The organism is Burkholderia metallica, from assembly GCF_001718555.1.
GTDB lineage: Bacteria > Pseudomonadota > Gammaproteobacteria > Burkholderiales > Burkholderiaceae > Burkholderia > Burkholderia metallica.
Genome location: NZ_CP013401.1, coordinates 3,504,185 through 3,518,141, shown reverse-complemented (window position 1 = coordinate 3,518,141; position 13,957 = coordinate 3,504,185). Strand labels below are relative to the sequence as shown.

Below are 13,957 nucleotides of genomic sequence, written 5' to 3'. Positions count from 1 at the left end.
GTGGTCGTGCCGCGCGGTGCGCGGCCGGCGCGCGCGTCGTCGAGTCAGTGGGCGGCTTCGTGCGGCGGGGGTTCCGGCCACAGCGTCGCGGCGATGAACAGCCCGGCCGCGAGGAACGGCGCGCCGATCGCGAACAGGATGGCCGTGAGGCTCCAGTGATCCCAGAAGCGGTCGACGACTGCGCGCTCCGGTGTGACGGGGTCGTACAGCACGTTGACCGCGTCGCCTTCGCGCAGGCCCGGATGCGACGACGCCGAGCCCTGGGCGAACGTGACCTGGCGTCCGCTGTCGGTCGTGAAGGCGACGATCGCCGAATACAGCGACGTGCGCGAGCGGGACGTGCGCGCGGTTTGGGCGATCTCGACGACATGGCCGGTCGAGCGCGCGTAGTGATGGACGATCTGCCACTGACGCAGGCCGGCCGCGCCGGCGCCGGCGACGAAGCCCGTGCCGATCGCGATCGGAATCAGCACGATCGCGATGTCCCAGCGGCCGCGCGCGCGCTTGCGGGCGGGGTGGGCGGGGTGGGCCGGCGGCGGCGCGGATGCGCGGCGGCGGCGCGCGCTGCCGATCAGGAGGCCGCCGATCGAGAACGCGACGATCGCGAACAGCGCCGACACGGCGGCCGGCAGCCAGCGCTGCGCGAAATCGTCGATCAGCGCGGGGCGTTCGGGGTGACGGGGGTCGAGCCATATCTCGACGTTCTCGCCGATGTCGTAGGCGGGGACGGGCGAGGCGGTATTGCCGGCGACTTCGCGGCGCTGGCCGTCGTTCGCGAGATACGCGACGATCGGCCGATACGCGCGCAGCGCGTCGCTGTCCTGCACGATGCGTACGACCGTGCCCGGCGTACGGACCAGCTGACCGGTCGCCTGGCTGGCCGTGACGGCGAGCATGCCGGCCAGCACGAGCAACACGACGCCCAGCACCATCGCGACGAGCGCGTCCTTACCCGGCATGGCCTGAGCCAGTTCGTGCGTCGCACGGCGGATGTCGGCGTGATCGGGGGAGCGGCTCGTCCCGACGGACTGGCCGATGCCGGCGCGACCTGGCTCTCCGAACGGTCGCGTCTCGATTACATGCTTCCATGTCTGACGTCCCATGTTCTCTCAGTGCCGGCGGGCAAGCGGCAGTGCCTGCGCCGGTCGTGTGATATTTGTCGGACGATTCTAGCGGAAACCGTGCGCAACATGCGCGTTGTGGCGCGTGGCGACAGGATCTGCGCCGCGAGGGTGGTGTGGGGTAACGAGAAGGCCGGTCGGTTTTCGCCGGCTGGCCTTCGGGATGCGTGATGGGTTTGGGGCTGGATAGGGAAGGGCGGTTCCCGAGGAATCGCTTCGTGCGAATGTTCAGCAGCGACTGGTAGAGCAATGGCGATGTATTGTCGGCAATCGCGGTGGAACTGCCGAATGGGACGCGGTGGCGGGCAGAATGATCGGGGGGCGTTGCGGGCGCCGTGCGCTGACGGAGGCGCGGCCCACAGTATCCGGCCGATGCAATTGACCGGAAAAAAAGGCGCGGACAAAGGAAAAAGCCCGGTCAGCTTTCGCTGACCGGGCTTCGGAATTCCTGGTGGGGCGTGAGTGACTCGAACACTCGACCTACGGATTAAGAGTCCGCTGCTCTACCAACTGAGCTAACGCCCCCAACAGAAGAAAGATTATGCACGGGTATTTCGACCTTGGCAAGTCTTTTCTGCGAATTTCGTCGAAATATTTCGACGCGACAACGGCGGCTGTCGGCAGGATGACGAGCGATCGCAGTTGGCCCGCTCCCGGTATGATGACGTCCAACTGTTGCGCGGCGGTCGCGCAACGTTTTCTGGACATTCGAAGATGGACGAAAACGCAGTCCGCGAATTGCTGGATCGCCTGCTGGCCCCGTGGGTCCGCTCGCTGGGTCTGGTCCCCGTGTCGATCGGCGACGACAGCGTCACGCTGCGCCTGCCGTTTTCCGGCGAGTTCCGCCATTCGGGCGGCATCATCTGCGGGCAGGTGTTCACGGCGGCCGCCGATACCGCGATGGTGGTCGCGATCTCGGCCGCGCTCGGCGAATTCCGGCCGATGACGACGGTATCGCTGAACACGAACTTCATGCGCCCCGTGCGCAAGGGTGACGTGCTCGTCACCGCGCGCGTGCTGCGAATGGGGCGCAACCTCGTGTTCGGCGAAGTCGAGCTGTTCGACGAGGACGGCAAGATGGCCGTCCACGCGACGTCGACCTACGCGCTCGTCAGCTGAGCAGCGCGATGTTCGACCAGATCGTCTTCGCGGGCGGCGGCAACCGCTGCTGGTGGCAGGCCGGCTTCTGGGACGTCGCGCAGCCGGCCCTCGACCTGCGCCCGCGCGTGATCACCGGCATCTCGGCCGGCGCGGCGACTGCCTGCATGCTGTATACACGCGATGCCGCATGGGTGATGCGCTATTACGAAGAGGCGCTGCGCCACAACCGCAAGAACGCGTACTGGGGCAACCTGTTCGGCCGCGAGCCCGTGTTTCCGCACTACCGGATCTACCGTCAGGCGCTGCTCGACATCTACGGCGAGCCGTTCGCGAAGCTCGCGACGGCGCCGGAGATCCGCATCGGCGTGTCGCACGTGCCGCGCTGGCTCGGCGCGCGCAGCGCGGTCGCGGCCGGCCTCGTCGCGTACAACATCGAGAAGTACGTGCGCAAGACGCTGCATCCGACGCTCGGGCGCACGCTCGGTTTCCGGCCCGAATTCGTGCGGGCGCAGGCCTGCACGCAAGTCGACGAACTCGCCGACCTGATCCTGCAGTCGTCGTGCACGCCGCCGTTCACGCCGGTATTGCGGCGCGGCGGTCGGCCGGTGCTTGACGGCGGAATGGTCGACAACGTGCCGGTCGACGCGCTCGACCCGACGCCCGGCGACGTGCTGGTGCTGGTCACGCGGCTGTATCCGCGCCCGCAGATGTTCACGGTCGCGCATGGCGAGCAGCGGCGGCTGTACGTGCAGCCGTCGAGCAAGGTGCCGATTTCGAGCTGGGATTACACGAGCCCGTCGCAGATGCGGCATGCATACGACCTCGGGCGGCGCGACGGAGAGCATTTCCTCACGCGCGTCGGCGCGATGACGGGCGGCCGCGTGGCCGCCTGAAGACGGGAGTCGGGAAGCGGGGCCGCGCGCGCGGCCCGCAGCGCTCAGCGCACGCGGCGCGGCGCGAGCGCTTCCGGGTTGGCCACGCTCGACATGTCGCCCTGGTCGAACGCCAGAATGTTGCGGAATGCCGCGCTGAAGTAGAGCTCGTAGCTTTCGCGCTCGACGTAGCCGATGTGCGGCGTGCAGATCACGTTTTCCATCCGCAGCAGGCTGTAGCCCTGCAGGATCGGCTCGCTTTCGAACACGTCGATCGCGACCATCCCCGGACGGTTGTGCGACAGCGCGTTGACTAGCGCGTTTTCCTCGAGCAGCTCGGCGCGGCTCGTGTTGACGAGCAGCGACGTCGGCTTCATCCGCATCAGGTCTTCCTGTTTCACGATCCCGCGCGTGTCGTCGTGCAGGCGCAGGTGCAGCGACAGCACGTCGCTCTGCTCGAACAGCGCTTCGCGGCTGTCGGCAGCCGTGTAGCCGTCGGCGCGCGCGGCCTCCAGCGAATGCTCGCGGCCCCAGATCAGCACGTTCATCCCGAACGCCTTGCCGTAGCCGGCGACGAGCCGGCCGATCTTGCCGTAGCCCCAGATGCCGAGCGTCTGGCCGCGCAGCACCTGACCGAGACCGAAGTTCGGCGGCATCGCCGACGTCTTCAGGCCCGACTGCTGCCACGCGCCCTGCTTCAGGTTCGCGACGTACTGCGGAATGCGGCGCTGCGCGGCCATCACGAGCGCCCAGGTCAGCTCTGCCGGGGCGACCGGCGAACCCGTACCTTCGAGCACCGCGATGCCGCGTTCGGTACATGCTTCGAGATCGATGTGGCTGGAAATACGGCCGGTCTGGCTGATCATGCGCAGGTTCGGCAGCTTGGCGAGCAGTTGCGACGAAATCGGCGTCCGTTCGCGAATCAGCACGAGCGCCTCAACTTCCGCCAGACGGCTCGCGAGTTGTCCCAACCCGCGCACCGTATTGTTGAAGACCTTCACGTCGTGGTCGGCAAGCATGTCGAAGCAGTTCAGCTTGCGGACGGCGTCCTGGTAGTCGTCGAGGATGGCAATTTTCATGGTGAGCGGGTGTCGCACGTTGAAAGCGGCGGCGGTCGCGGCGGCGCACGTTGCGCGCCCGTCCCGCCCGGCCGGGGCCGACATGATGCTACGCCGGCCGCCTTTTTGGTGTCTTTTTAACAGGTTGTTACGCTCCGCCGCAATCGGCGGCAGCCTGACCCGGTGCCGCTCGCGCGACGTGCGCAGGGGTGCGCTGTTGTGTCGCATCAAATACGTCCTTCCTGATTCAGCCGCTTCCTCGACGAGGTTCACCCAATTGTTGCTCCAATCAGAATAATTGGATCAACTATCCGCATAAGCCGAGGATTTTTGACTATTTTTATCGTCAACCGGCCCCTTGTTGAGCAACTCTGCATCATTTCCGCTGTCGTAGGAGAATTACGCATTTGCTTCATCTTTTTGAAGTTGTAACAGCGGCAGGAGTCGTTTATGGATCATTTGCAGTCGATGCGTGTATTCGTCAAGGTTGCAGATCTCGGCAGTTTCGCGCGGGCCGCGAGTGCAATGGATATCTCCAACGCGGTCGCGACGCGTCACGTCGCCGATCTGGAAGGCCGGCTCGGCACGCGTTTGCTGAACCGCACCACGCGCAGCCTTTCCCTGACGGAGTCGGGCCAGGTCTATCTGGAGCGTGCTCGCCAGATCCTCGATGAACTCGAGGACGTCGAGCAGATGGTCGTCGCGCGCAATCACGAGCCGGTCGGCACGCTGCGCATCGTCGCGCCGGTGGTGTTCGGGCTGCATAACCTCGCGCCCGTGTTGCAGTCGTACACCGAGAATTTCCCGAAAGTGGTGCCGGATCTCACGCTGGTCGACCGGCAGGTCGATCTGGTCGAGGAAGGTTTCGACGTCGGTATCGTCGTCACGCGCCAGATGCGCAGCGCGAGCATCGTCACGCGGCGCCTGACCACCGGCTGCATGACCGTCTGCGCGACGCCGAGCTATCTGGAGAAGCACGGCGTGCCGACTCATCCGGAGCATCTCGCCGAGCACCCGAGCCTGAGCCTGCCGACCGAATACTGGGGCGACGAGCGCGTGTTCACGGGGCCGGACGGCGAAGTGCGCGTGCGCCCGACCAACGTGATCGTCGCGAACAACACCGCGATGCTGCGCCAGTTCGCGCTGCTCGGGATGGGCGTCGCGATCCTGCCGAGCTACCTGATCGGCGGCGACATCGCGCGCGGCGCGCTCGTGCGGCTGCTGCCGGATTTCCGGCTGCCGCAGGTCGAAATCAACATCGCTTACCCGAGCCGGCGCCATCTGCCCGCGAAGGTGCGCACGTTCATCGACCACCTCGTCGAGCATTTCAGCCACTCGACCGACGCGACGATGGGCGAGCAATGGGCCGCGCAGGGTTCCGCGCTCGCGCCGATCGGTGTCGAGACGCGTGCCGAGCAGCCGGAATCGGCCGACCCGAACCTGTCGCCGCGCCTGCCGCGTTCGCCGCGCACGCGCGTTGCGGTACCGTCGCCGCTGTAACGGCGCGACGCCCGCGCGGCGGTTGCCGCCGCCGGCACAAAGAAAAACGCGGATCGAGCAATCGATCCGCGTTTTTTTACGGCTGCGCGCCGGCGCCTGGCGTGGCCGGGGAGAACCCCGGCTGCCGGAGCGTTACGAGCCCGTCTTGCGCGCCGTCGTCTTGCGGGCGGCAGTCTTGCGAGCCGGTGCCGGTTTCTCTTCGGCGCCTTCCGTCACGGTTTCCGTATCCTTCGTCGCCGATTTCGCCGTCTTCTTCGCGGCGGCGGCCTTCGGCTCCTTCTTCTCGAATTCGAAGCCGATCTTGCCGTCCGGCTGCTTGACGAGGAATGCCTTGAAGTTGCGGCCCGTCCGCGACGACTTGAAGTTCGGCAGCAGATCCGTGCGGCCGTCGGCAAGCAGCTTGCCCATCTGTTCGCGCGTGATTTCCTGCTGCAGGATCACCTTGCCCGAGCGGAAGTCGCAGGTCTTCGGGTTCGCGACCGAGTGCTCGCAGACGTAGCTCATCCCGTGCTCGAACACGCGGCCCTTGCACTTCGGGCACGCGCCGACCGGCTCCTGCGCGGAGAAGTCGGGCGCCTCGCCTTCCTCGCCGCCCGTATCCTGGCCGAAATCGAATTCGAGCTTGTAGTTCTTCGTCTCGTCGTCGAACGACAGCTTGAGGATCGCCGAGAACGGGCGGCCCATCTTGCTGCGGAAGCCGGACAGCGGGCCGATCGTCTTCTCCCGCAGCAGCTCCTCGACTTCCGCGATCTCGAACTGCCGGCTGCCCGGGATCTTCGAGATCGAGAACTCGCACTTCGTGCACGCGAAGCGGCGGTAGTTTTCCTTCACCTGGCCGCCGCAGTTCGGGCACGGCGTCTCGAGCGTCGCGTAATCGCCGGGGATCGTGTCGGAATCGTATTCCTTCGCGCGCTTGACGATCTGCTGCGTCATGCGGGCGATTTCCTGCATGAACGCTTCGCGCCCGAGGTTGCCGCGCTCCATCTGCGACAGCTTGTATTCCCATTCGCCGGTGAGCTCGGGCGCGGTGAGTTCCTTCACGCCGAGCCCGCGCAGCAGCGTCATCAACTGGAATGCCTTCGCGGTCGGGATCAGTTCGCGGCCTTCGCGCACCAGGTATTTCTCGCCGAGCAGGCCTTCGATGATCGCCGCGCGCGTGGCCGGCGTGCCGAGGCCCTTCGCGGCCATCGCCTCGCGCAGTTCGTCGTCCTCGACGAGCTTGCCCGCGCCTTCCATCGCGGACAGCAGCGTCGCTTCCGAGTAGCGTGCGGGCGGCTTCGTGACGAGCGCGACGGCGGCGATCTCGTCGGTCTTCACCTTCTCGTTCTTCTGCACCGGCACGAGGTTCGCATCCGCGCCTTCGGCGTCGCGGCCGTACACCTGCAGCCAGCCCGGCTCGACGAGCACCTTGCCTTCGGTCTTGAAGTGATGACCGGCGACTTCGGTGATTCGCGTCGTGACGCGGAATTCGGCAGCCGGGAAGAACACCGCAAGGAAGCGCTTCACGACCATGTCGTACAGCTTCTGCTCCGGCTCGGACAGCGACTTCGGCGCCTGCAGCGTCGGGATGATTGCAAAGTGGTCGCTGATTTTCGAGTTGTCGAAGATCCGCTTGTTCGGCTTCACCCAGCCCTTGTCGAGCACCTGCTTCGCATGCGGCAGGTAGTTGTGGCTCTCCTTGAGCATCTCGAGCGTGGACTGCACCGTCGCCAGGTAATCCTCCGGCAGCGCGCGCGCGTCGGTACGCGGGTAGGTCAGCACCTTGTGCTTTTCATACAGCGCCTGCGCGAGACCGAGCGTGTTCTTCGCGGAGAAGCCGAAGCGGCTGTTCGCTTCGCGCTGCAGGCTCGTCAGGTCGAACAGCAGCGGCGACAGTTGCGTCGACGGCTTCGATTCCTCCGAGACCGTACCGACCTGGTCGCGGCACGCGGCGACGATCGTTTCGGCAGCCGGCAGGCTCCACAGGCGCGAGTCGCGCTTTTCCGGATCGAATTCGTCGCGCTTGAATTTCGGGTCGAACCACTTGCCTTCGTAGAAGCCGCCCGCGCACGCGAATTCGGCCTTCACTTCCCAGTAGTCGCGCGGGACGAAGCGGCGGATTTTCTCTTCACGTTCGACGACGATCGACAACGTTGGCGTCTGAACGCGGCCAACCGTCGTCAGGAAGAAGCCGCCGCCCTTGCTGTTGAACGCGGTCATCGCGCGGGTGCCGTTGATCCCGACGAGCCAGTCGGCCTCCGAGCGGCAGCGGGCGGCGTCGGCGAGCGGCTGCATGTCGGTGTCGCTGCGCAGGTTCGCGAAACCGTCGCGGATCGCCTGCGGAGTCATCGACTGCAGCCACAGGCGCTGGACCGGCTGCTTCGCTTTCGCGTGCTGCGCGATCAGGCGGAAAATCAGTTCGCCCTCGCGCCCCGCGTCACATGCGTTGATCAGGCGGTCGACGTCCTTGCGCTTCATCAGCTTCGTGAGCACTTTCAGGCGCGACTCGCTTTTTGCGATCGGGTTCAGGTCGAAATGCGGGGGGATGACGGGCAGATGCGCGAAGCTCCATTTCCCGCGCTTGACCTCGTATTCTTCCGGGGCGGCGATTTCCAGCAGGTGGCCGACAGCGGACGAAAGGACGAAATCGTCGCTCTCGTAATACTCGTCATGCTTGGTAAAGCCGCCCAAAGCGCGTGCGATGTCGTTCGCGACAGAAGGCTTTTCCGCAATGATCAGTGCTTTGGACATGACAGGTGTGTGTTGGTAGACCGGGTTCGCCGGTGTGGGTCCCTTTTACGACCGCTTTATAGCACACGCCGAAGCGACGGCGGCCCAGCGTGTAAAAAGCGGCTCATCATAGAGGGGGGGCGCAACGGCGGCAAGCGCCCGGCGCGGCGGCGCGTGCAAACGCACGCCAAATCACCGGGCCGGCCCGCGAATTCAGGCTTCGACGGCCAGGACGTTGCGCAATTTCGGGGCGTGCGGCGCGCCGGGTACCGCGCTCAGGTCGGACAGCATCCGCTCGACGATCGCCGCATGCGGCAGCACCGTGCCGAAGAAGCGCGCGGTATGGGAATCTTCGATCAGGATCGTCGGGAAGTTCTCGACGTCGAGGTCGTCGAGCTGGTCGGCATGCGTTTCGATGTCGATCCAGGCGAAGCAGGCGTCCGGATGCGCGTCGGCGAGCTGGTCGAAGGCCGTCCGGTAGTCGCGGCACGTGCCGCACCACTCGGCGCACAGGCAGGCGACGAGCAACGTGCCGGGATCGGCGAGGCGCTCGGCGATCCGATCCGCATCGGTGTCGAGATTCAGCGCGGGCATGGGTTTCCTTGGATTGCGTCGGCGGCGTGGCCGCTCCTATGCGGGGAAATGTAGCACGCCATGCACGGGCGGGGTGCGCGCCGCGTCAAGCCGCGCGAAGCGTCCGCCGGGAAGGCTGGCGACGCGGCCGGCCAGTTCCAGGGCAAGCAGCGCGCGGTGCAGCACGTCGTCGGACAGGCCGCTGTGCTCGGCGAGCCATTCATAGGTGACGGGGCCGTATCCCAATGCGGCAAGCAGGGCCTGTTCGGACGGGCTGTCGGGCAGCGGGTGGGCGGGCGACGGCGACGAGGCATCGTCGCGAGCGGGCGCGGTGCCCGCAGCGGTGCTGTCAGCCCGCACGACGCCGGCAGCGGCAGCGGCAGCGGCACCGGCACCGGCACCGGCACCGGCACCGGCAGCGGCAGCGGCAGCGGCACGCGGGGCGGCGGCTTCGGATTCGCGGAGGTCGCCGGCGCTCGTGGCCGCCGCGCCGCCTTTCGGTTCGCCCAGCCCGTATTCGTCGAGCACGTCGAGCGGCGTGGCCGTGAGCTTCGCGCCGTCGCGGATCAGCGCGTGGCAGCCCTGCGCAAGCGGCGCGTGGATCGAGCCCGGCATCGCGAACACGTCGCGCCCGAGCTCGTTCGCGAGCCGCGCGGTGATCAGCGAGCCGGAGCGCGGCGCGGCCTCGACGACGAGCACGCCGATCGCGAGCGCGGCGATCAGCCGGTTGCGCTGCGGGAAGTACGCGGCGCGGGCCGGCGTGCCGAGCGGCCATTCCGACACGATGGCGCCATGTGCGGCGATTTCGTGGGCGAGCGCGCGGTGCCGCGCCGGATAGACGAGATCGGCGCCGGTCGCGATGACCGCGATCGTGCCCGAGCGGCCGTCGAGCCCGCCGCGGTGCGCGGCGCCGTCGATTCCGAGCGCGAGGCCCGATATGATCGGAAGCCCGGCGTCGGACAGCTCGCGTGCCAAGCGCGTTGCGTCGGCGAGCCCCTGCGGCGTCGCATGACGGCTGCCGACCACGGCGAGACCGCGCGCGTGCAGCAGGTCGAGCCGGCCCTTTACATATAGCAGCGGCGGTGGATCGTGCAGGTCGCGCAGCCGCGGCGGATAGGCCGGATCGTCGAGCGTGACGAGCGCGTTGCCCGGCGCGTCGAGCCACGCGAGGGCGGCATCGGTACGCGCGTCGAGATCGCCGCGCTCGCTCGCGCGTACGGCCAGCGCGGCGGCGGGGCTGGTGACGGCGGCGATGGCCGGGGCGGACGCGCGCAGCAGCGCGTCCGGCGAGCCGAACGCATCAAGCAGCGCCTGCAGCACGGCGGGGGGCAGGCCGGGCGCATGCGCGAGCTGCAGCCACGCGCGCACGGCGGAGGCGGTCAGCGCTTGCGGCGACACGAGGCGGCCCTCGAATGCGGCGGCCAGCGGAGCGCGTGGCGCCATGATAAAATTTTCATCATCCGAAATACTCGACAGGGCCGTGCGCGCAGGCGCCCGGCCAATTGCAGGAGGCGTGATCCGCGGCATTGATTCGCCGCGCGTCCGCCTCATCTTCATTGCATCCCGGCGGCACCGCCAGCTGGCCGGATGGCCGATGCGGCACGCCGCTACACCGAATACCGAACACCATGGCTTTACTCAATATTCTTCATTACCCCGACAAGCGGCTGCACAAGGTCGCGAAGCCCGTCGACAAGGTCGACGACCGCATCCGCAAGCTCGTCGCCGACATGGCCGAGACCATGTACGCGGCGCCCGGCATCGGCCTGGCGGCCACGCAGGTCGACGTGCACGAGCGCGTGATCGTGATCGACGTCTCCGAGGAAAAGAACGAGCTGCGCGCGTTCATCAACCCCGAGATCGTGTGGTCGAGCGATGCGAAGCAGGTCTATGAAGAGGGCTGCCTGTCGGTGCCCGGCATCTACGACGAAGTCGAGCGTCCCGACCACGTGCGCGTGCGCGCGCTCAACGAGCAGGGCGAATCCTTCGAGCTCGACTGCGAGGGGCTGCTGGCCGTGTGCGTGCAGCACGAGATGGATCATCTGATGGGGCGCGTGTTCGTCGAATACCTGTCGCCGCTCAAGCAGACGCGCATCAAGACGAAGATGAAGAAACTCGAACGCGCGATGTGACGCGCGTTCGCCCAGCCCGACCCCGAACGCTGTCATGACCCATACGTTGCGCGTAGTTTTTGCCGGCACGCCGGAATTCGCCGCGGCCGCCCTCGCCGCGATCCACGAGGCCGGTTTTCCGGTGCCGCTCGTGCTCACCCAGCCCGACCGCCCAGCCGGGCGCGGGATGAAACTGCACGCGAGCGCGGTGAAGCGCTACGCGGTCGAGCACGGGATGCCCGTCGCGCAGCCACCGTCGCTGCGCCGCGCGGGCAAGTACCCGGCGGAAGCGGCCGACGCGATCGAGCTGCTGCGCACGACGCCGCACGACGTGATGGTGGTCGCCGCATACGGGCTGCTGCTGCCGCAGGAAGTGCTCGACATTCCGCGCGCCGGCTGCATCAACATTCATGCGTCGCTGCTGCCGCGCTGGCGCGGCGCCGCGCCGATCCACCGCGCGATCGAGGCCGGTGACGCCGAGACGGGCGTCACGCTGATGCAGATGGACATCGGCCTCGACACCGGTGCGATGATCGAGGAAGCGCGCGTCGCGATCGCCCCCGACGACACGACCGCGACGCTGCACGACCGGCTCGCTGCCGAAGGCGCGCGCCTGATCGTCGATGCGCTCGTGCGGCTCGAGCGCGACGGCGCACTGCCGGCGACGCCGCAGCCGGCCGACGGCGTGACCTATGCGGAAAAGATCGGCAAGCACGAAGCGGCGCTCGACTGGCGCAAGCCGGCCGACGTGCTCGCGCGCCAGGTGCGGGCGTTCGATCCGTTCCCGGGCGGCGTCGCGACGCTCGACGGCGCGGCGATCAAGCTGTGGGTGGCCGAGCCCGTGGCGGCGCGCGGCGACGCGGCGCCCGGCACGATCGTCGAAGCCGCGCCGGAAGGCGTGGTCGTCGCCTGCGGCAGCGGCGCGCTGCGCGTCACGCAGCTGCAGAAACCGGGCGGCAAGCGGCTGCCCGCCCGCGAATTCCTGGCCGGTTCGCCGCTGGCCGCGGGCCAGCGTTTCGCGCTGCCCGACCTTGACTGACACGGCCTGACTGCCATTCCACACGGTCTGCCGGCCGGGCACAACTGGCCGGATGGCCGAGTCGCACGGCGCGGCAGGCGCGCGTAGAATTTCCTGGCGCTCTCCGATTTCGAGGTTTTCATGTTCGGCATCACCCATTTCGGCTTCTTCGTGTTCGCGGTTTTTCTGCTGAACATCACGCCCGGCCCCGATACGGCGTACATCGTCGGCCGCAGCGTCGCGCAGGGCCGCGGCGCGGGGCTGATGTCGGCGTTCGGCATTTCGACCGGCTGCTGCGTCCATGCGCTCGCGTGCGCGTTCGGCCTGACCGCGCTGCTGGCGGCGTCCGCCACCGCGTTTACGGTGATCAAGCTGGTCGGCGCCGCCTACCTGATCTACCTCGGCGTGCGGATGATCGTCGCGAAGCAGGCGGCCGAGCCGTCGGGCACGGCGGCCGCGCAGGCCGCGAAGCCGCTGCGCCAGCTGTTCATGCAGGGTTTCTGGACCAACGTGCTGAACCCGAAGGTCGTGCTGTTCTTCGTGTCGTTCTTCCCGCAGTTCGTGTCGGCCGACAGCCCGCACAAGGCATGGGCGTTCCTGGCCCTCGGCGGCGTGTTCGTCGCGATGAGCACGGTATGGACGAGCCTCGTCGCGTGGGTCGCGGGCAGCGTCACGGAGCGCTTTTCCGGCAAGCCGGGTGTCAAGAAGTGGCTCGACCGCACGGTCGGCAGTGCGTTCGTCGGCCTTGGCCTGCGTCTTGCCGCATCGCAACGCTGAGATTGAATTTTTCCGGCAAGACCTTATCTAACAAATCACTTACAATTTTCCGTCGCGTGCTGTGATGCGCGGCGGGTCCCCTGACGGATAAGGAGTGGGTATGTTCAATTGGGTCAAAACGGCGATGCTGATGGCCGCGATCACGGCCCTGTTCATCGTGATCGGCGGGATGATCGGCGGCTCGCGCGGCATGACGATCGCGCTGCTGTTCGCGCTCGGCATGAATTTCTTCTCGTACTGGTTCTCGGACAAGATGGTGCTGCGCATGTACAACGCGCAGGAAGTCGACGAGAACACGGCGCCGCAGTTCTACCGGATGGTGCGCGAGCTGGCGACGCGCGCGAACCTGCCGATGCCGCGCGTGTACCTGATCAACGAGGATGCGCCGAACGCGTTCGCCACGGGCCGCAACCCCGAGCACGCGGCGGTCGCCGCGACCACGGGCATCCTGCGCGTGCTGTCCGAGCGCGAGATGCGCGGCGTGATGGCGCACGAACTCGCGCACGTGAAGCACCGCGACATCCTGATCTCGACGATCACCGCGACGATGGCGGGTGCGATCTCGGCACTCGCGAACTTCGCGATGTTCTTCGGCGGGCGCGACGAGAACGGCCGGCCGGCCAACCCGATCGCGGGTATCGCGGTCGCGCTGCTCGCGCCGATCGCCGGCGCGTTGATTCAGATGGCGATTTCGCGGGCACGCGAATTCGAGGCCGACCGCGGCGGCGCGCAGATTTCCGGCGATCCGCAGTCGCTCGCGACCGCGCTCGACAAGATCCATCGCTATGCGGCGGGCATCCCGTTCCAGGCAGCCGAAGCGCATCCGGCCACCGCGCAGATGATGATCATGAACCCGCTGCACGGCGGCGGCCTGCAGAATCTGTTCTCGACGCACCCGGCCACCGAGGAGCGCATCGCGCGCCTGATGGAGATGGCGCGAACGGGCCGTTTCGATTAAGCCGCGGCATACCGTGCGGCAGTTGGCCGCCGGGCGCCGCCACGCCACCCCGCACGCTTCGCGCTGCGGGGTGTTTCATTTGTGCGCGCCGTAAAGGGGCCAAAGGGGCTGCGGCGTCGCACGCTACAATGCCCGGTTTGGGATCGCCGGGCCCGTGGT

The 13,957-nt window shown here is 67.4% G+C and carries 12 protein-coding genes and 1 tRNA gene; 7 read left to right on the top strand and 6 right to left on the bottom strand.

Going from position 1 to position 13,957, the window contains the following annotated elements:
* Window positions 1-44: 44 nt before the first annotated feature.
* Both WJ16_RS15920 and WJ16_RS15915 read right to left on the bottom strand, forming a co-directional pair.
* Window positions 45-959, bottom strand: a complete 915-nt coding sequence (locus tag WJ16_RS15920) for a DUF3592 domain-containing protein (protein ID WP_226263519.1) — start codon at window positions 957-959, stop codon at window positions 45-47.
* A gap of 611 nt (window positions 960-1,570) precedes the next feature.
* Window positions 1,571-1,646, bottom strand: a tRNA-Lys gene (locus tag WJ16_RS15915).
* A gap of 189 nt (window positions 1,647-1,835) precedes the next feature.
* Here WJ16_RS15915 and WJ16_RS15910 point away from each other — a divergent pair.
* Together WJ16_RS15910 and WJ16_RS15905 are read left to right on the top strand one after the other, a co-directional pair.
* Window positions 1,836-2,240: a PaaI family thioesterase gene (locus WJ16_RS15910; protein WP_006477449.1), complete on the top strand. Its 405-nt coding sequence runs from the start codon at window positions 1,836-1,838 to the stop codon at window positions 2,238-2,240.
* Window positions 2,241-2,248: 8 nt separating this feature from the next.
* Window positions 2,249-3,115, top strand: coding sequence for a patatin-like phospholipase family protein (locus tag WJ16_RS15905; RefSeq protein ID WP_069257871.1), 867 nt, complete (start codon window positions 2,249-2,251; stop codon window positions 3,113-3,115).
* A gap of 44 nt (window positions 3,116-3,159) precedes the next feature.
* On the opposite strand, the gene WJ16_RS15900 is transcribed toward WJ16_RS15905, so the two are convergent.
* Entirely contained in the window at window positions 3,160-4,173 is a 1,014-nt protein-coding gene (locus WJ16_RS15900) for a D-2-hydroxyacid dehydrogenase family protein (RefSeq protein ID WP_069257870.1), read from the bottom strand.
* A gap of 429 nt (window positions 4,174-4,602) precedes the next feature.
* Between WJ16_RS15900 and WJ16_RS15895 the strand changes: the two genes are divergently transcribed.
* Window positions 4,603-5,652, top strand: a complete 1,050-nt coding sequence (locus WJ16_RS15895; RefSeq protein ID WP_069257869.1) for a LysR family transcriptional regulator — start codon at window positions 4,603-4,605, stop codon at window positions 5,650-5,652.
* 132 nt (window positions 5,653-5,784) lie between these two features.
* Here the strand turns inward: WJ16_RS15895 and WJ16_RS15890 are convergent, their stop codons facing one another.
* The 3 genes from WJ16_RS15890 to dprA form a co-directional block, all read right to left on the bottom strand.
* Window positions 5,785-8,382 carry a DNA topoisomerase III gene (locus WJ16_RS15890; RefSeq protein WP_069257868.1) on the bottom strand — a complete coding sequence of 866 codons (2,598 nt, stop codon included), beginning with the start codon at window positions 8,380-8,382 and terminating at the stop codon, window positions 5,785-5,787.
* Between the two features lie 192 nt (window positions 8,383-8,574).
* A complete protein-coding gene (locus WJ16_RS15885) occupies window positions 8,575-8,955 on the bottom strand; it encodes a thioredoxin family protein (RefSeq protein WP_069257867.1) in 381 nt (126 codons plus the stop codon).
* Between the two features lie 36 nt (window positions 8,956-8,991).
* A complete protein-coding gene (gene dprA / locus WJ16_RS15880; RefSeq protein ID WP_236858162.1) occupies window positions 8,992-10,377 on the bottom strand; it encodes a DNA-processing protein DprA in 1,386 nt (461 codons plus the stop codon).
* Between the two features lie 185 nt (window positions 10,378-10,562).
* Between dprA and def the strand changes: the two genes are divergently transcribed.
* The 4 genes from def to htpX all read left to right on the top strand — a co-directional run bounded on the left by def (window position 10,563) and on the right by htpX (window position 13,798).
* Window positions 10,563-11,066 carry a peptide deformylase gene (gene def / locus WJ16_RS15875; RefSeq protein WP_069257865.1) on the top strand — a complete coding sequence of 168 codons (504 nt, stop codon included), beginning with the start codon at window positions 10,563-10,565 and terminating at the stop codon, window positions 11,064-11,066.
* Between the two features lie 34 nt (window positions 11,067-11,100).
* Window positions 11,101-12,084 carry a methionyl-tRNA formyltransferase gene (fmt, locus tag WJ16_RS15870; protein WP_069257864.1) on the top strand — a complete coding sequence of 328 codons (984 nt, stop codon included), beginning with the start codon at window positions 11,101-11,103 and terminating at the stop codon, window positions 12,082-12,084.
* Between the two features lie 120 nt (window positions 12,085-12,204).
* Window positions 12,205-12,840 carry a LysE family translocator gene (locus tag WJ16_RS15865; RefSeq protein ID WP_069257863.1) on the top strand — a complete coding sequence of 212 codons (636 nt, stop codon included), beginning with the start codon at window positions 12,205-12,207 and terminating at the stop codon, window positions 12,838-12,840.
* 100 nt (window positions 12,841-12,940) lie between these two features.
* Window positions 12,941-13,798 (top strand): zinc metalloprotease HtpX, encoded by an 858-nt coding sequence (gene htpX, locus WJ16_RS15860; protein ID WP_006485774.1) that lies wholly within the window; start codon window positions 12,941-12,943, stop codon window positions 13,796-13,798.
* Window positions 13,799-13,957: the final 159 nt, after the last annotated feature.